This window comes from Ruegeria sp. BG7 (genome assembly GCF_056535685.1).
This window is the reverse complement of record NZ_JBQFIU010000001.1, coordinates 3405815-3422791: the sequence shown is the minus strand read 5'-3', so window position 1 is coordinate 3422791 and position 16977 is coordinate 3405815. Positions and strand designations below refer to the sequence as shown.

The window sequence follows — 16977 nt, the reverse complement described above, 5'->3', positions numbered from 1 at the left end:
TTAGCTGTCGCCCTGCGCCTCGGACCGGCTTTTACCTGCCACGTTCAGAGCCAGCGTTGCAGCCATGAAACCGTCCAGATCGCCATCCAGCACGCCCTTGGTGTCCGAAGTCTCATGGTTCGTGCGCAGATCCTTGACCATCTGGTACGGCTGCAACACGTAGGACCGGATCTGGTTGCCCCAACCGGCATCGCCTTTGGCCTCATGCGCGGCGTTGATATCCGCGTTCCGACGGTCCAGTTCCTGTTGATACAGGCGCGATTTCAGGGCCTTCATGGCGATATCGCGGTTCTGGTGTTGCGATTTCTCGGACGAGGTCACCACAATCCCGGTTGGAATGTGCGTTATCCGTACCGCCGAGTCCGTGGTGTTGACGTGCTGACCACCTGCGCCGGATGACCGATACGTGTCGATGCGAATATCCGCCGGGTTCACCTCGATCTCGATATTGTCATCCACCACCGGGTAGACCCAGACCGAACTGAACGAGGTATGGCGCTTCGCCGCCGAGTCAAAAGGCGAAATCCGCACCAGCCGGTGTACACCGCTTTCCGATTTCAGCCAGCCATAAGCGTTGTGGCCCGAGATCTTGTACGCGGCAGATTTGATGCCCGCCTCTTCGCCTGCCGTTTCGGACTGCAGCTCAACCGTATAGCCCTTTTTCTCGGCCCAGCGAACGTACATCCGCGCCAGCATCGAAGCCCAGTCACAGCTTTCGGTACCACCTGCGCCCGAGTTGATTTCGAGGAACGTGTCGTTGCTGTCGGCCTCACCGTCCAGCAGCGCTTCAAGCTCTTTCTTGGCGGCTTTGCCCTGTAGCGCCTTGATCGCAGCTTCGGCGTCCTGAACGACCTCTTCATCCTCTTCCATCTCGCCCAGTTCGATCAGCTCGATATTGTCGCTGAGATCGGTCTTGATGGTTTCATAGGTCTCGATGGCGTCGACCAGCATCTGCCGTTCGCGCATCAGCTTCTGCGCGTTTTCAGGGTTGTCCCACAGGTTCGGATCTTCGACACGCGCGTTGAATTCCTCAAGGCGATGCGGCGCGGTTTCATAGTCCATACGCTGCGCCAGCAGCTCCAGCGACTTTTCGATTTCCGCCACGATGTTCTGGGTTTCGGCGCGCATGGTCTTGTCCCAACTTGCTCAATCAGGCTTGCGTGATAGCAAGAGGTGCGAGACACCACAAGACGGGCCGGACGCGAATGCAAAGCACATGCGACGAGTTTCTGGACGAATGGAACCTGCGGCAGCCAGAGCTGGTTGCCGAGACCGGTCAGGTGCGGGTTTGGAAAGTGTTATCGAAACACGGACCCGCCGCATTGAAACTCTATCGCACACAGGATCGCGGCAACGAAGCACCCGGCAGCGCGCTGTTGAATGCGTGGCGAGACCGGGGTGCGGTTCGTATTTTCAACGAAGAGCGGAACGCTGTTCTGATGGAATGGCTGGATGGTCCGTCATTGGGTGACATTGCGCGTTCGGGGCGCCCCGATGACGCCACGAGAATCCTTGCCGAAACTGCAACGCGTCTGCATGGAAAGCCCACCGCCCGGGTTCAGGGTTTGAGACCCCTGGGCCAGGTTTTCACCCCGTTATTTAATTGCGCTTTTGCGCCAACATGCCCAGCCTTTCTGCGCAATGACATGCTGTCCGCCATGGCCATGGGCCGGTATTTGTTGAACAGCCAACCAGCGACAGTGCCCCTTCACGGGGATCTTCACCCTGACAACATCATCATGACCGATGCAGGCCCACGGGTTTTCGATGCCAAAGGGTATGTCGGAGACCCGACGTTTGAGCTGGCAAATGCATTACGCCACCCAAAAGGAATGCCAGATTTGGTGCGTGATCCTCAGCAGATCGAAACCTGCCTGTCGCTCTACTCCAAAGCGCTGAGAGTACCAAAGGAACAGCTGGCCCAATGGGCCGCCGTCAAATGCGCCTTGTCCATTTACTGGCGATCGGACGGTGCAATCGATAACGATCCTGAAGCAGATCTTTTGTCTCTGCTTCTGCGTCAATCTGGTCAGTAAAGCCCGCCAGTACTCAGGTCGCCCTGCGTGGCTTTGGGCCCGACAGTGACCGTCTGACCTGTCGAGGTCTGAACCTGCACGCCTGCGCGCTGCACTTCCTCAAACAAAGGAAGGTCCGAACCGATGGCAAATCCGCCGTCGTAGACGCGGTCGATAAAGCCATCGACGCCATCACGGAAGAATTCAGCAACAACATAGTCACCGCTGGCATCGTCAGGCAGCCGCGCGCCACTGAAACGGTCGATCTTGATGAAATGACCGCCTTCCGGCACTTCGAACGGACCGCCGCCGTATTTCTCGACAGCTTTTTCCATGAAGCTTTGGAACACAGGGCCACACATCGTGCCACCATATGCCCCCCGACCCATCGGACGCGGTCGGTCGTAGCCGATGTAGCATCCCGCCACGATGTTCGAGGTAAATCCGATGAACCACGCATCCTTGGATTCATTGGTGGTTCCGGTCTTTCCCGCTGTCGGAACCGGCAGGTTGACATAACGCGAAGCAGTGCCACGATCCACAACGCCCGTCATCATTGAGGTCAACTGATAGGCTGTGATCGCATCCATCACCTGAGGGCGGTCCGTCACAAGGGTCGGAGATTCATCAGCGGCCATCCATGTGGAATCGCAATCCAGACACTGACGGTCGTCGTGGCGATAGATGGTTTTGCCGAAACGGTCCTGAATACGGTCGACCAGAGTGGGTTCGACCCGCTGACCGCCATTGGCAAACATCGCATAGGCGGCCACCATCTTGTAAAGCGTCGTCTCTTCGGACCCCAGCGAGTTGGCAAGGAATGCTCCCATCCGGTCGTAGACGCCAAAGCGTTCCGCATAGCCTGCAACCACCGGCATCGTGACTTCTTGCGCCAGACGGATGGTCATCAGGTTCCGCGACTGCTCGATCCCGGTGCGCAGCGGCGTCGGTCCGTAGAACTTGTTCGACGAGTTCTTGGGACGCCACAGACCCTGTGGCGTGTTCACCTCAATCGGGGCATCCACAACGATGGTTGCGGGGCTATAGCCACTGTCCAGTGCGGCGGCATAGACGAAGGGCTTAAAGGACGATCCGGGCTGACGCTGTGCCTGCGTGGCGCGGTTGAACACTGTGTCCTGATAAGAGAACCCGCCCTGCATCGCCAGAACACGCCCCGAGTTCACATCCATCGCAACAAAGCCGCCCTGCACTTCGGGCACCTGTCGGGCGGACCACTGCCCCTCTTCCCCAGCCATGACAAGGATCACGTCACCGCGTTTGAAGTTCGCTGCAAAATCGCCCTGCATCCATTTGATGTCTGAACGTGGGACAACACCATCCGCAGGCCCGTTTTCGATCCCGACCGTGAGTTGCTGGTCCTCGACATTCAAGACGACCGCAGGATACCATCGGGTCGGTAGCACCACATCGCGTGGAATTTCCATGACCGACAACGCTTCGCGCCACTGCGCCTCATCCGTCAACGTTTCTTCCGGGATCACTTCGCCGGTTCCACGCCATCTGCCGCGTGAGCGGTCGTATTTCTGCAGCGCGGTACGCAGGGCTTTGGCAGCTTCGATCTGCATTTCTTCGTCCACAGACGCACGAACCGTAAAGCCGCCGGTAAAGAACTCGCCTTCGCCAAAATCCTCGCTCAACTGGCGGCGGATTTCGTCGGTGAAATAGTCCCGCGGCGGCAAAGCGGTGCGGAAACTTTCAAAGTCACCGTTCTGCACCGAACGCAGCGGCATTTCGACTTCGACCTCATAGGTCGCCTGATCAATATAGCCGTTCTGGTTCATCTCACGCAGCACATAGTTGCGGCGGGCCAGAAGGCGTTCTTTTTGGCGAACCGGGTGGTAATCCGACGGTGCCTTTGGCATTGCGGCCAACATCGCGGCCTCATGCGGAGCAAGTTCCTGCAAGGTCTTGTTGAAATAGGTCTGCGCCGCAGCCGTCACACCGTACGAGTTCTGACCCAGAAAGATCTCGTTCATGTAAAGCTCGAGGATCTGTTCCTTGTCCAAGGTATCCTCAAGCCGGGTGGCGAGGATGATTTCCTTGATCTTGCGTTCAGCTCGGCGGTCACCCGATAGCAGGAAGTTCTTCATCACCTGCTGGGTGATGGTCGAGGCCCCGCGCACGGTTTCGCCCTTGCTGCGCACGGCCTCAACCCCCGCGGCGATGATACCACGCGGGTCATATCCCTGATGGGTGTAAAAGTTCTTGTCTTCCGCCGAGATAAAAGCCTGCTTCACCAGATCAGGAATTTCCTCGGATGGGGTGAACAGACGACGCTCTTGCGCGAATTCGTCGATCAGCTGACCTTCGCCCGAATAGATCCGGCTGATGGTCGGAGGCTTGTACTGTGCCAGTGATTCATGGCTGGGCAGGTCGCGCCCATACATCCAAAACACCGCACCGATTACCAGTGCGGCCATGAAAATACCCAAAGTTACGAGGCTGAAGATAGCCCCGAAAAACGAAAGAATGAACCGGATCACGTTACTGCCTTTTTCTCGCGGTGCCGTCTATATAGTGATGCGCCGCCTGAGGGTCAAAACACCAAGCGTATTCTAGCCGGTTTGCGCCGCAAGGTCACTGGCCAATCAGGGATTTACGGATCACATCCTGCTGTCGCCAGTCCTCAAGCCCCTGATAAATACCCAGAGCCATTTTCGATCGCCATTCCGGATCCTTGAGGTTTTTCAGGTCTCTGGGACTGGACAAGAACCCAAGCTCGACCAGAACAGAAGGGATATCCGCCGCCTTGAGCACGGAAAAAGACGCCGTGCGCAGCGGTTTGCGGTTCATTGGGCCACCTTGCTGCGCCATGCCGTTGGCAATCGCCGAAGCCAGCGACCGTGTGCGCGGCTTGGTTTCCTGCCGCGCCAGATCCAGCAGAACATCGGCCACCTGATCGTCCGAGCCGCTGAGATCAACACCCGACAGCAAATCCCCCCGGTCGTGTCGCTCGGCCAGTTTTGAACTTGCCACATCCGAGGCATCATCGGACAAAGTATAGACCGCCGCGCCATGAGCCTGCCCCTCGGACAGGGAATCAGCGTGCAGCGAAATGAACAGGTCCGCACCCGCCCGATGGGCCAAGGCAATCCGACGCTCAAGCGACACGAACTGATCCTCAACCCGCGTCAGGACCACCTCGTATCTGCCTGAACGCAAAAGAACTTCCCGCAGCTCACGCGCGAAAGTCAGCATCATCGTCTTCTCATTCACATCGCCGACTTCGGCACCCGGATCAATTCCGCCATGACCCGGATCCAGCATGACACGCAGGGGCCGGTCGGCGCTGCGTGGTTCCGCTTGCGGCAGGTTGGCGGGTTCCGGCAGGTCCCAGCCCGGATTGCGCGGCGCACCTGCGGTTGCGTTGAACGTGTCGAAATCCGTGCCCTTGAGGTTCAGGGACAACACGGCAGCACCCGAATCCTCGGCAACTGACAATTGCGCTGTATCAACCGCCATGGGTGCGCCTAGCTCCAGCACCAGACGTGACCAGCCAGGAACATAAGCTCCGAACTGAACACCGCTTATGCGATCTGATTGCAGGAAGTCCTGCGACTTCAAACCCGTCCAGTCGACCTCGTTAAAGTCCAGAACCATCCGATACGGGTCCTGCAAGGTGAAGATCCGGTACGGCACCCCTTGGCTGAGACCGATATTCACCTGCACCCCAGTACGCCCGACGTCCGTAATGCGGCTTTGGTCTGGCTGGACACGCGCCAGCGCGCTGAAATCCTGCGCCATCGCACCGCTGGCCAGCGCCCATATCAGGGCGATGCAAAAGAAGATCCTGCTCATAGCCTCAAGTTTTCCCGAGATCGTTTGGACGGCAGCCTATACCACAAGCTGCGTTTTGTGAACGGTTCAGGCCTGTTCCCTGATCGCGCCACGCGCGGCCATGAACAGGCGCAAACGCTCAAGACCGTCTTCGATATCCGCCGTGGCCCTTGCGTAAGAGAAACGCAGGGTCGTGTGACCGCGCTGGGGATCGAAGTCGAGACCCGGAGTTACCGCAACGCCCGCCTTTTCAAGAATCTCGGCCGCGAAGGCACGGCTGTCATTGGTCAGGTCAGACACGTCAGCATAAACATAAAACGCACCGTCGGGCGGGGCTATGTTTGTGAACCCGGCCTTGGGCAGACCGTCCAGCATCAACGCGCGGTTACGGCGGTACACGTCCAGATTGGCCTGCAATTCGTCTTCGCAATCCATTGCCGCCAGTGCCGCGACCTGGCTGGCATGGGGCGCGCAAATGAACATGTTCTGGGCAATCCGCTCGACCACGCGCACCTGATCCTCGGGAACGACCATCCATCCGACGCGCCAGCCGGTCATCGAGAAATATTTGGAGAATGAGTTGATCACATAGCACTCATCCGTCAGCTCCAGTGCGGTGACAGCTTTGGCTTCGTATTCCAGCCCGTGATAGATTTCGTCACTTATGAACGACGCCCCTTGCCCCTGCGCTGCGTCAATAAGCGCCCCCATGGCCGCGTGATCCAGCATCGTGCCGGTTGGGTTTGCGGGCGAGGCCACCATCAGCCCCCTCAGGTCCATACCTCGAATGTCATCGGCGACAGGCTGCAACCTGTTTTCAGCGGCAGTGGGCAGATCGACGGGCACCAGACCCAACGCCTTGAGGATCTGGCGGTATGACGGATAACCGGGCGCGCCGATACCCACCCGATCCCCGCTGTCAAAAAGCGCCGTAAACGCAAGCAGAAACCCGCCAGAAGATCCGGGTGTGACCACCACCCTCTCGGGGTTCAGGTCAACATCGTACCATTGCCCGTAAAGCTGCGCGATCCGCTGGCGCAGCGCAGGCAGACCCAAGGACACTGTATAGCCCAAAGGGGTTTCCTCCATGGCACTGGCCAAAGCTTGCGTGGCCCCTTTTGGTGCTCCTGTTCCTGGCTGGCCGACTTCCATGTGGATGATATGGCGTCCGGCCTCTTCCGCTTTGCGCGCGGCCTCCATCACGTCCATCACAATAAACGGATCGACCCCGGACCGGGTTGAGTTTCTCATGCCCATCTCCCATGTTGCAGCCATGGCTTTTGAACGCGTATCCAGGCTGGCGTCAATCCCGGCTCTGATGCTTGCAGCTGTTGTCTGGCTGGCGGCAGTGGCGCAAACCCATGCGCAAAGCCTGATCCGCGATCCCGATATCGAGTATGGGCTGCGTGAACTGGCCTTTCCCGTGCTGCGCGCAGCGGGGTTGAACACAAACCGCGTTCAGATCCTGGTCGTCAACGACAACACGTTCAACGCTTTTGTCATCGACTACAATGCCATCTACGTGAACTACGGTCTGATTCTAAGCGTAGAGAACCCGGAAATGTTGCAGGCCGTCATCGCACATGAAGCCGCTCATATCGCGAATGGCCACCTGGCGCGCCGGGCCGAAAACCTCAAAGCTGCTCAGCGTAATGCGGGCCTTGGCACAGCCTTGGCTCTGCTTGCGGCTGCAGCGGGCGGCGGAGAAGCTGCTATTGGCATCGCCGCCGGCACGCGGGGCGCAGCCCTTCGCAGTTTTCTGGGCCATACCCGCGCTGAAGAAGCTTCGGCGGACCGCAGTGCCGCCAGCTACCTTCGGTGGGCGCGGATCTCACCCAGCGGCATGGTGGAACTGCACAGGAAATTCGCAGGTCAGGAGTTGCTGAGCGTAGCCAATCAGGATCCCTATATGCGGTCGCACCCCACCAGCCGCGAACGCCTGCGCGCAGCCGAAGCTTTTCTGGACGAATTTGGAGACAAGGCCGTTCCGAATCCAACCGCCGACTATTGGTTTGCCCGCGTCAAAGGCAAACTCTCGGCGTTTTTGCGATCGCCCAACTGGACCTTGCGACGCGCCAAGGAAGAGACCGATCGGGACATTCGCCTGATGCGCGAAGCCTCGGCCCATCATCAAAACCGCAACCTCTCCCAAGCCCGTGCCGCAATTGATGAAGCGTTGGCTATCCGTCCGGATGATCCGTTTTACTATGATCTGAAGGGGCAAATTTTGTTGGAAAACAGGCAGGTAAGCGAAGCTGTTGAAGCTTATGCAAATGCCGTTGAAATGGCCCCAAACAATGCCCTGATCCTTGCAGGTTACGGGCGGGCTTTACTGGCGCAAGGCAAGACCAAACAGGCCCTTACTGCCCTGGAACAAGCGCGTGCGCGCGATTTTCGCAACGCGCGTTTGATGCGGGATCTGGGCGTTGCATATGCAAAAGTGGGCAACAACGGCATGGCGTCGACCGTGACAGCCGAGCGGTATGCGCTGCAAGGGCGGCTGGAAGATGCCGGAATTCACGCAAAACGCGCCGTGGCGCGACTGCCCGAAGGTTCACCGGGTTGGCAAAGGGCACAAGACATGCTGATTGCATCCGAACGATTCAAGAGAAACAAAAGGAAACGGAAATGATCCTCAGACATGCTGCACCCGCCCTTCTGGGGCTTTCCATGGCGGCGACCTCGGCGCAGGCGCTGGACCTGAACGCAATGAGCGAAGCCGAAAAGGTTGAGTTTGGCGCGCAGGTACGCGAATACCTGCTGGAAAACCCCGAAGTCATTATCGAAGCGATCAACATCCTGGAACAGCGCAACGCCGCAGCCGAAGCGCTGGCTGACAAGGAACTGATCGCGGCCAACGAAGACGAGCTTTTCAACGACGGCTATAGCTGGGTGGGCGGCAACCCGGACGGTGACATCACTCTGGTCGAATTCATGGACTACCGCTGTGGCTATTGCCGACGTGCCGTACCCGAAGTTGCCAGCCTGTTGGCCGAAGACGGTAATATCCGCCTTGTCATCAAAGAGCTTCCCATTCTGGGTGATGCCTCTGTCTTGTCCTCGCGCTTTGCGGTTGCGACCAAGCAGGTGGCCGGAGACGACGCTTACAAACAGGTCCACGACGCGCTGCTGGAGTTCACCGGCGAGCCAAATGAAATCTCTTTACGCCGCATCTCGGACGGATTGGGCCTGGACAGCGATGCGATCATCGCCGCGATGGACAGCGACAGCGTGACGGATGAAATCACCCGCACCCGAGCGCTGGCGCAGCGGATGCAAATCTCGGGTACGCCTTCCTTTGTTCTGGGCACAGAAATGCTGCGTGGCTTCCTGCCTGCCGATCAGATGAAACAGATCGCGGATGGTGTTCGGGCTGAGCGCGGGTAAACAAGGGATGGGGCGGCTTGGCCCGCCCCAATTTCGTTTCCTGTGCGCGTGCGACGTAGAACAAAATTCACGAAGACCCTGCTAGATCTCGAAGCCTCTCACCTTAAGAACTTCGATAACGTCTGATCTATCCGTCTCGTCCAGGTTCACCTGGATTGCTGGAAAACAACGCGATCTTGTTGCCTTGAGGGTCGCGAAGGTATCCAACATAGAAATGCGCACCGTATGCGTCCCGAAAGCCTGGCTGGCCTTCATCCGCCCCACCGGCGGCAATCGCTGCCGCGTGAAGATCACGAACCTGCTTTTGATTTCGTGCCTCAAACGCAACCATCGTACCATTACCGGCTGAGGCTGGTTGCCCGTCGAACGGGGATTTCACATAAAATTCTGGCAAGGCAACGGACTGGCCTGGCTGGACCGGCAAGGCATAGCTCAAGTCGCCATGATACCTCTCCAGTTCATACCCCAAGGACGGCAGGAAAGCAGAGTAAAACTGCTCGGCGCGTGCGATGTCGTTTACGCCAACGGTGATATAGGAGATCATTCCTAGCCCCCTTTTGCAGACTTGCCATTTGCGACGCGTGGAAAGCTTCTATTGAAAGCGCCGTTACTCTGCCGCTTCGGCCTGCGCGTCCAGTTCAACCGCTTTTTTTTCGACCTGCTCCACGATGTGATCAATCATCTGATCGTTGGACATCTTGTGGCTGGCCTTGCCCGCCAGATAGACCATGCCGGACCCTGCCCCGCCGCCGGTAAAGCCAACGTCGGTCATCAAAGCCTCGCCCGGACCGTTCACGACACAGCCGATGATCGAAAGGCTCATCGGCGTCTTGATGTGCTCTAGCCTGTGCTCAAGCTGTTCCACGGTTTTGATCACGTCAAATCCCTGCCGGGCGCAGGACGGGCACGAAATGATGTTCACACCGCGATGGCGAAGACCCAGAGATTTCAGGATTTCAAAGCCAACTTTGACCTCTTCCACCGGGTCTGCGGACAAGCTGACGCGGATCGTGTCGCCGATTCCCATCCACAGCAGGTTGCCCAGACCGATGGCCGATTTGATGGTGCCGCTGACCAGCCCACCAGCCTCGGTGATACCGAGGTGGATAGGAGCGTCTGTGGCCTCGGCAATGCCCTGATAAGCGGCGGCAGACAGGAAGACATCGCTGGCCTTCACGCTGATCTTGAATTCGTGAAAGTCGTTGTCTTGCAGGATACGGATATGTTCCAACCCGCTTTCCACCATCGCCTCGGGGCATGGTTCGCCGTATTTCTCAAGCAGGTGCTTTTCCAAAGACCCCGCGTTCACGCCAATGCGGATCGAACAATTGTGGTCGCGCGCAGCTTGGATCACTTCCTTCACACGAGTTTCATCGCCAATGTTGCCGGGATTGATACGAAGGCAAGCCGCCCCTGCCTCGGCTGCTTCGATGCCACGGCGGTAATGAAAGTGAATATCTGCCACAATCGGCACGGGGCTTTCGCGTACGATTTCTTTCAGCGCTTTGGACGATGCCTCATCCGGGACCGAAACACGTACAATATCGGCGCCCGCTTCGGCTGCGGCCTGAACCTGCGCCACGGTCGCTGCCACATCGGTGGTCAGCGTGTTGGTCATGGTTTGCACCGCGATGGGCGCGTCGCCGCCAACCGGGACGTTGCCAACCATGATTTGACGGGATTTACGGCGATAGATGTCGCGCCAGGGGCGTACGTGATTGAGGGACATAAGGACGGATCCGCGTCTGCCAGAGTTGCGACTGTAGATAGTTCGGCAACGGGGTCACCGCAATGGCTAGATCACTCGGCGGGCGCTTCTGTCGCCTCGGTCTGCAGTTCAGCCACCAGTTGCTTGAGCGCGCTGTTCTGCTCGGCCTCAAGATCGGCAACGGCATAAGTCTCGGACACGGCATCTTTCGACAGGACGACACCTTTGGCAACCGTACCTGGTGCCCCGGCCGGGCCGTAATGCTCACCGTTCATTGAGAAGTAAACCGACCCAGACGCCCCGGCCCGCAACTGCGGTGGTTCTTCTGTCAGGGGCACCTCAAAAACGCTGCCCTGCTCAACCGTGCCCAAAGTGCCTTCAAAGATGATGCTGCCGTCAGCCGCAGTCACGCGCATCCAAGCCGGGTCCACGGCCACGATCTTTAGCGTTGTGTCGATCTGCTCGACCACCTGTGGCAATGCAGGACGTTCAACTGTGTGTACATCTGCCACTTCGAACTGCGGCAGCTCGGGCGGACGGAACGTTCCGACCTCACGCGGATCAAGCGTTGAAATAGGCGCATCACGCGCCACCAGAACCGGAACGTCCAAAGCCTGCGGACGATAAAGACGGTCGAGTGCTTCGGCGCTTGCCGTCTCGACAGGACCGTCCGAAACTGTGCTGCGCGCTGCATCCAGCGGGTCCAAATCTGACAAAACGACGGGGGCTTGTTCTACCGGGTTGACTTGCACCTGCTGGATTTTGTTCAGAACGGCCCAGCCGCCGTAGCCGATGCCGCCAATGACCGCCAACAAGACCAGCGAAGACCCGATGGCCCGAGGCTCAATCTGGCTGACCAGAGGTTCCTTGCCCGGAATGAAGGGCGTGTTGGGCGAGATGAACGGATCGCGTCCCATCGGACCACGTGCCGGAAGACCACCCGTGGGTTTGCGGACAACCGATGCTTCGGCCGACATGCCGTGCGCGACTTCAAACCCGCTTTCCTGACAGAAGGTCGCAAAAGTCTCATCCGGGTTCATGCCCAGATAACGTGCATAAGAACGCACATACCCGGCTATGAAGCCGGGTGTATCAAATGCATCAGGATCGGCGTTTTCGATTGCGGCGATGTAGTTGGCTTTGATCCGCAGCTCGCGTTGAACATCCAGAAGAGATTTGCCCATCGTTGCGCGTTCACCGCGCATCTTGTCGCCTAAACGAATCTCGTAATCGTCAAACCCTTTTGGCCTGACGTCTACATCTTCTTCGGACTCGCGCTGAGATCTGCGCCCAATCATCCCTGCTGCCCCATTCTGCCTGTCGCGTATTTCGCGTTAGCGGCGAATCATCCCCACAATGATTCGTCTGCCAATTTTGTTAACCTAAGCTTAACACGCGGCAATCACGTTGCACACTTTGGCGTGAGGTTAACCGGCAAGTTCGGCGCGATTTAGCGCACAATGTGACCAAAGTTCGTCCATCGCCTGCACCAAACGGTTCATTTCGTCGGGTCCATGCACCGGAGACGGGGTAAACCGTAGCCTTTCGGTGCCGCGCGGGACAGTCGGGAAATTGATGGGCTGCACGTAAATGCCATAATCATCCAGCAACATATCGCTGAGCTTTTTGGTGTGCACAGGGTTACCAACGATCACGGGCACAATGTGGCTGCCATGATCAATCAAAGGCAGACCCATACCTTTCAGTCGCAGCTTGAGGATCTTGGCCTGGGTCTGATGCTGGTCACGCAGCTCTTGCGCGGTTTTCAGATGCGCGACCGAAGCGGCGGCGCCCGCAGCGACAGCAGGCGGCAACGAAGTGGTGAAAATGAAACCCGGCGCGTAAGAGCGCACAGCGTCACACATCTTGGCGCTGGCGGCGATATAGCCCCCCATAACGCCATATGCTTTGGCGAGCGTGCCATTGATAATGTCGATCCGATGGGCCAGACGGTCCCGCTCGGTCACGCCGCCACCACGCGGGCCGTACATCCCAACCGCGTGAACTTCGTCGATATAGGTCAGAGCGCCGAATTCATCTGCCAGATCGCAGATTTCTTCAATCGGACCAAAATCGCCGTCCATCGAATAGACCGACTCAAACGCAATCAGCTTAGGCGCGGCAGGATCGTCTGCTTCAAGCAACTCACGCAGATGCGCCAAGTCGTTGTGCCGGAAGATCCGCTTGGCGCCACCATTGCGGCGCACACCTTCAATCATCGATGCATGATTCAGCGCGTCGGAATAAATGATCAGACCAGGAAACAGCTTGGGCAGAGTGCTGAGCGTTGCGTCATTGGCAATATAAGCGCTTGTGAACAGCAGCGCGGCTTCTTTGCCGTGCAGATCGGCCAGCTCGGCCTCAAGCCTTTTATGGTAGACCGTGGTGCCAGAGATGTTGCGCGTCCCGCCAGATCCTGCACCTGCGGCGTCCACAGCCTCGTGCATGGCATTCAGAACAACAGGGTGCTGGCCCATGCCCAAGTAATCATTGCCGCACCATACGGTGATGTTCTGCTGCGACCCATCCGGACGCGTGCGTACCGCATGAGGGAAATGTCCGTTGCGACGTTCGATGTCGATGAAGGTCCGGTAGCGTCCTTCGTCGTGCAGCCTTGCGATCGCTGAATCGAGCTGAGCAGTATAGTCCAACGGACCCTCCTTGAGCGCCCAAATTGGTTTCCCTTGGGCTAATAGTCTGCCGCCTTAAACAGTGTAACCTGCTTCAGCGGCTTTGCGTTCCTTAGTTTAGCTGGTTACAGCCGAACAGGTGAACCCAACTTTGATTTGCATCAAATAAAAGGTTGCGCCCCCTACGACAAGTAAAGTTACGGCCATCGAACGCGTGGAAACGACGCAGGCGCCGTCAAGTCAGTGTGCTGAGTAGACTTTAACTTTTCGACACAACCGCTCTGGACGGCGCCGTTGACGCTGCTAGGGTTCGCCCAAACTAGAAAAGCAGGAGCCCCCTATGTCGCTAGACACCGTGCTGAACCGGATTGACGATGATCTGCAAACGTCGATCGACCGTCTGATGGAATTGCTGCGAATCCAGTCCATTTCAACCGATCCCGCATTCAAGGACGAGGTAAGCCGCGCCGCAGATTGGCTAGTCGATGACCTCCGCAGTATCGGGATTGCTGCTGAAAAGCGGGAAACTCCCGGCCACCCTATGGTTGTCGGTCATGTGGGAGAGGACACAGACGCCCCGCATATTCTGTTCTACGGTCACTACGATGTTCAGCCAGTCGACCCTTTGAACCTCTGGACCCGCGATCCTTTCGATCCCGCGATTGAAGAAACAGCACATGGTCCGGTGATCCGCGGGCGCGGCGCATCTGACGACAAAGGACAATTGATGACCTTTGTCGAAGCCTGCCGGGCCTGGAAGGCCGTCCATGGGTCCATGCCCTGTCGCATCACCTTTTTCTTCGAAGGCGAGGAAGAATCCGGCTCGCCCTCTCTGGTTCCTTTCCTCAAGGAAAATGCGGCCGAGCTTAAAGCAGATTTGGCACTTGTTTGCGACACCTCGATGGTGTCACGCGGCGTTCCCTCGATTGCCGCCCAATTGCGCGGCATGCTGAAGGACGAGTTCACAATCATAGGTCCCCGGATCGATCTGCATTCCGGCCACTATGGTGGCCCCGGCCTGAACCCGCTGCGGGAATTGTCCAAGATCGTCTCTTCGTTCTACGATGACGAAACCGGGCGCGTCGCGATCGAAGGGTTTTATGAGGGCGTGCACGAAGTACCCGAAGACCAGCTTCGCCAGTGGCAAAACTGCGGTTTCGACGAAGCAGATTATCTGAACTCGGTCGGTTATACCCAACCGCATGGTGAAAAGGGGTATTCGACACTTGAACAGCAATGGGCACGTCCAACACTAGAGGTGAACGGCCTATGGGGCGGCTATAATGGCGCTGGTTCGAAAACCGTGATCCCGTCGGAAGCCCATTGTAAAATTACCTGCCGCCTTGTGGGCGATATGAACCCCGATGCGTTGCGCAGGAAGATCCGCAAACACGTCGAGGAACGCCTGTCTCCAGATGCTAAAGTCGTTTGGGATAATGACTCCGAAGGCTCTCCTGCTTCCGTCATGAACATCAACCGACCGGAATTCGAAGCCGCGCGCGCAGCCCTTTCCGATGAATGGGAGCGCGAGGCTGTGTTTACAGGCATGGGCGGGTCCATCCCGGTCGTCGGGTATTTCAACACCGTGCTGGGGCTCGATTCGATGCTGGTTGGCTATGCAAACGAAGATGATGCCATCCATTCTCCGAATGAGAAATATGACGTCAAAAGTTTCCATAAGGGCATCCGCTCGTGGGCCCGAATTCTGGATGCTTTGAACAAGTAGTTTTTTGCGAGGCTCTGCCTCGCGCTCCGAGGTATTTTGGGCCAGATGAAGTACGGATCCCCTGCTTCATCTGGCTATAAATACCTCGGGGGAGTCGCGGCTTGCCGCGGCGGGGGCAGCGCCCCCTTCCCTTACATGTGGATCACGCGATCATAAGCGTCCAGAACGCTTTCGTGCATCATCTCTGACAAGGTTGGATGTGGGAAGACCGTGTTCATGAGGTCTTCTTCAGTGGTCTCCAACTGGCGACCCACAACGTATCCCTGAATCAGTTCGGTGACTTCTGCGCCGATCATGTGCGCACCCAGAAGTTCTCCGGTCTTTGCGTCAAAGACGGTTTTGATCAACCCCTCCGGCTCACCCAACGCTATCGCCTTGCCGTTGCCGATGAAGGGGAAGCGACCAACTTTGATGTCATAGCCCAGCTCTTTGGCTTTGGCTTCCGTGTAGCCCACGGACGCGACCTGAGGCTGGCAGTAGGTACATCCTGCAATGCTCTCGGGTTTAACCGGGTGCGCATGTTGGCCCGCGATCAGGTCGGCAACCATTACACCTTCGTGGCTGGCCTTGTGCGCCAACCAGGGCGCGCCGGCGATGTCACCGATTGCATACAGGCCTTCGACACCGGTACGGCAGAATTCATCCGTCACCACATGTGTGCGGTCGATCTTGACCCCCAGAGCTTCAAGCCCAAGGTTTTCGACATTGCCGACAATGCCAACAGCCGAGATCACGGTGTCGAATTCGTGTTTCTCGACCTTGCCCTTGACCTCGATATGGGCCGTTACCTTGCCCTTGGCCCGGTCCAGCTGCTTGACCATAGCTTTTTCCATGATGGTCATGCCTTGCTTGGTGAATGCCTTTTTAGCAAAGGCGCTGATCTCGGCATCTTCCACCGGCAGCACCCGGTCCATCACCTCGACCACGGTCGTGTCTGCGCCCAGCGTGTTGTAGAAGCTGGCGAATTCGATGCCGATTGCGCCAGACCCAATGACCAGCAGCTTCTTTGGCATCCGTGGCGGTTGCAGCGCATGTTTGTAGGTCCAGACCAGATCGCCGTCTGCCTCAAGCCCCGGCAACTCCCGTGCCCGCGCGCCGGTGGCCAGAATGATGTTCTTGGCTGTGAGTTCTTCGGTACCTTTTTCGGTTTTGACACTGACCTTGCCCTTGGCAGGGATCGTGGCTTCGCCCATCACCACGGCAACCTTGTTCTTCTTCAACAGGTGGCCAATCCCACCCGACAGTTGCCCGGCCACACCCCGTGACCTTTTAACCACCGCATCCAGATCGTAGCCAATCTTGTCGGCCTTCAAACCAAAATCGTTGGCGCGTTCCATCAGGTGAAACACCTCGGACGAGCGCAACAAGGCTTTGGTCGGAATGCAGCCCCAGTTCAGGCAAATACCACCCAGATGTTCGCGTTCGACAACAACGGTTTTCAGACCCAGCTGAGCTGCGCGGATTGCAGCGACATAGCCGCCGGGGCCAGCCCCGATTACGATCAGATCATAAGATTGTGCAGCCATGTGTCCCTCTCGGCGCAGGTGTTGAGAAATTAGTTTACCATTAAACTACTTTCCGAAACACATCAACAGGCCGCCCCCGCGACAAAAGCGACGCAGGGTAAGCAATGCCTGAATGTGCGGGATTCAGCCTATACCCAAGCTCTCTCTGTGGCTAGAACAGAACCGCCGACACCGTTCGAGCAATTCT

13 protein-coding genes are annotated in these 16977 nt (G+C 57.7%); 4 read left to right on the top strand and 9 right to left on the bottom strand.

Annotation, left to right across the window (positions count from 1 at the left end; genetic code table 11):
• Positions 1–1128 carry a peptide chain release factor 2 gene (prfB, locus tag ACR3EH_RS16905; RefSeq protein WP_171090621.1) on the bottom strand — a complete coding sequence of 376 codons (1128 nt, stop codon included), beginning with the start codon at positions 1126–1128 and terminating at the stop codon, positions 1–3.
• Positions 1129–1205: 77 nt separating this feature from the next.
• On the opposite strand from prfB, the gene ACR3EH_RS16900 reads away from it, so the two are divergent.
• A complete protein-coding gene (locus tag ACR3EH_RS16900; RefSeq protein ID WP_171185766.1) occupies positions 1206–2036 on the top strand; it encodes an aminoglycoside phosphotransferase family protein in 831 nt (276 codons plus the stop codon).
• Here ACR3EH_RS16900 and ACR3EH_RS16895 read toward each other — a convergent pair.
• The 3 genes from ACR3EH_RS16895 to ACR3EH_RS16885 form a co-directional block, all read right to left on the bottom strand.
• On the bottom strand, positions 2030–4519 hold the full coding sequence (locus ACR3EH_RS16895) for a penicillin-binding protein 1A (RefSeq protein ID WP_171185767.1): 2490 nt from the start codon (positions 4517–4519) through the stop codon (positions 2030–2032). The genes ACR3EH_RS16900 and ACR3EH_RS16895 overlap by 7 nt on opposite strands.
• Before the next feature lie 94 nt (positions 4520–4613).
• Positions 4614–5834 (bottom strand): N-acetylmuramoyl-L-alanine amidase, encoded by a 1221-nt coding sequence (locus ACR3EH_RS16890; protein WP_171185769.1) that lies wholly within the window; start codon positions 5832–5834, stop codon positions 4614–4616.
• A 66-nt stretch (positions 5835–5900) separates the two neighbouring features.
• Entirely contained in the window at positions 5901–7064 is a 1164-nt protein-coding gene (locus ACR3EH_RS16885) for a pyridoxal phosphate-dependent aminotransferase (protein ID WP_171647639.1), read from the bottom strand.
• Here ACR3EH_RS16885 and ACR3EH_RS16880 point away from each other — a divergent pair.
• Positions 7063–8445: a M48 family metalloprotease gene (locus ACR3EH_RS16880; protein WP_171676098.1), complete on the top strand. Its 1383-nt coding sequence runs from the start codon at positions 7063–7065 to the stop codon at positions 8443–8445. The genes ACR3EH_RS16885 and ACR3EH_RS16880 overlap by 2 nt on opposite strands.
• Positions 8442–9200, top strand: a complete 759-nt coding sequence (locus tag ACR3EH_RS16875) for a DsbA family protein (RefSeq protein WP_171676100.1) — start codon at positions 8442–8444, stop codon at positions 9198–9200. Before ACR3EH_RS16880 ends, ACR3EH_RS16875 begins: the two co-directional genes overlap by 4 nt.
• A gap of 127 nt (positions 9201–9327) precedes the next feature.
• Here the strand turns inward: ACR3EH_RS16875 and ACR3EH_RS16870 are convergent, their stop codons facing one another.
• The 4 genes from ACR3EH_RS16870 to hemA all read right to left on the bottom strand — a co-directional run bounded on the left by ACR3EH_RS16870 (position 9328) and on the right by hemA (position 13559).
• Complete coding sequence (locus ACR3EH_RS16870; RefSeq protein WP_171676102.1) at positions 9328–9744, bottom strand: VOC family protein; 417 nt, start codon at positions 9742–9744, stop codon at positions 9328–9330.
• 63 nt (positions 9745–9807) lie between these two features.
• A complete protein-coding gene (ispG, locus tag ACR3EH_RS16865; protein ID WP_171185778.1) occupies positions 9808–10929 on the bottom strand; it encodes a flavodoxin-dependent (E)-4-hydroxy-3-methylbut-2-enyl-diphosphate synthase in 1122 nt (373 codons plus the stop codon).
• Between the two features lie 71 nt (positions 10930–11000).
• Entirely contained in the window at positions 11001–12206 is a 1206-nt protein-coding gene (locus ACR3EH_RS16860) for a helix-turn-helix domain-containing protein (RefSeq protein ID WP_171185779.1), read from the bottom strand.
• 129 nt (positions 12207–12335) lie between these two features.
• The gene (gene hemA / locus ACR3EH_RS16855; protein WP_171185781.1) at positions 12336–13559 is read right to left on the bottom strand and encodes a 5-aminolevulinate synthase; all 1224 of its coding nucleotides are present in this window, start codon (positions 13557–13559) and stop codon (positions 12336–12338) included.
• A 319-nt stretch (positions 13560–13878) separates the two neighbouring features.
• On the opposite strand from hemA, the gene ACR3EH_RS16850 reads away from it, so the two are divergent.
• Positions 13879–15264 (top strand): M20/M25/M40 family metallo-hydrolase, encoded by a 1386-nt coding sequence (locus ACR3EH_RS16850; protein ID WP_171185783.1) that lies wholly within the window; start codon positions 13879–13881, stop codon positions 15262–15264.
• Between the two features lie 131 nt (positions 15265–15395).
• On the opposite strand, the gene lpdA is transcribed toward ACR3EH_RS16850, so the two are convergent.
• Positions 15396–16790: a dihydrolipoyl dehydrogenase gene (gene lpdA / locus ACR3EH_RS16845; protein ID WP_171676104.1), complete on the bottom strand. Its 1395-nt coding sequence runs from the start codon at positions 16788–16790 to the stop codon at positions 15396–15398.
• Positions 16791–16977: the final 187 nt, after the last annotated feature.

Bases quoted from the DNA above. Each gene is read 5' to 3' on its own strand.
- prfB (WP_171090621.1), bottom strand. From the start codon at position 1,128: ATGCGCGCCGAAACCCAGAACATCGTGGCGGAAATCGAAAAGTCGCTG.
- ACR3EH_RS16900 (WP_171185766.1), top strand. From the start codon at position 1,206: ATGCAAAGCACATGCGACGAGTTTCTGGACGAATGGAACCTGCGGCAG.
- ACR3EH_RS16890 (WP_171185769.1), bottom strand. From the start codon at position 5,834: ATGAGCAGGATCTTCTTTTGCATCGCCCTGATATGGGCGCTGGCCAGC.
- ACR3EH_RS16880 (WP_171676098.1), top strand. From the start codon at position 7,063: ATGCCCATCTCCCATGTTGCAGCCATGGCTTTTGAACGCGTATCCAGG.
- ACR3EH_RS16885 (WP_171647639.1), bottom strand. From the start codon at position 7,064: ATGAGAAACTCAACCCGGTCCGGGGTCGATCCGTTTATTGTGATGGAC.
- ACR3EH_RS16875 (WP_171676100.1), top strand. From the start codon at position 8,442: ATGATCCTCAGACATGCTGCACCCGCCCTTCTGGGGCTTTCCATGGCG.
- ACR3EH_RS16870 (WP_171676102.1), bottom strand. From the start codon at position 9,744: ATGATCTCCTATATCACCGTTGGCGTAAACGACATCGCACGCGCCGAG.
- ispG (WP_171185778.1), bottom strand. From the start codon at position 10,929: ATGTCCCTCAATCACGTACGCCCCTGGCGCGACATCTATCGCCGTAAA.
- ACR3EH_RS16860 (WP_171185779.1), bottom strand. From the start codon at position 12,206: ATGATTGGGCGCAGATCTCAGCGCGAGTCCGAAGAAGATGTAGACGTC.
- ACR3EH_RS16850 (WP_171185783.1), top strand. From the start codon at position 13,879: ATGTCGCTAGACACCGTGCTGAACCGGATTGACGATGATCTGCAAACG.
- lpdA (WP_171676104.1), bottom strand. From the start codon at position 16,790: ATGGCTGCACAATCTTATGATCTGATCGTAATCGGGGCTGGCCCCGGC.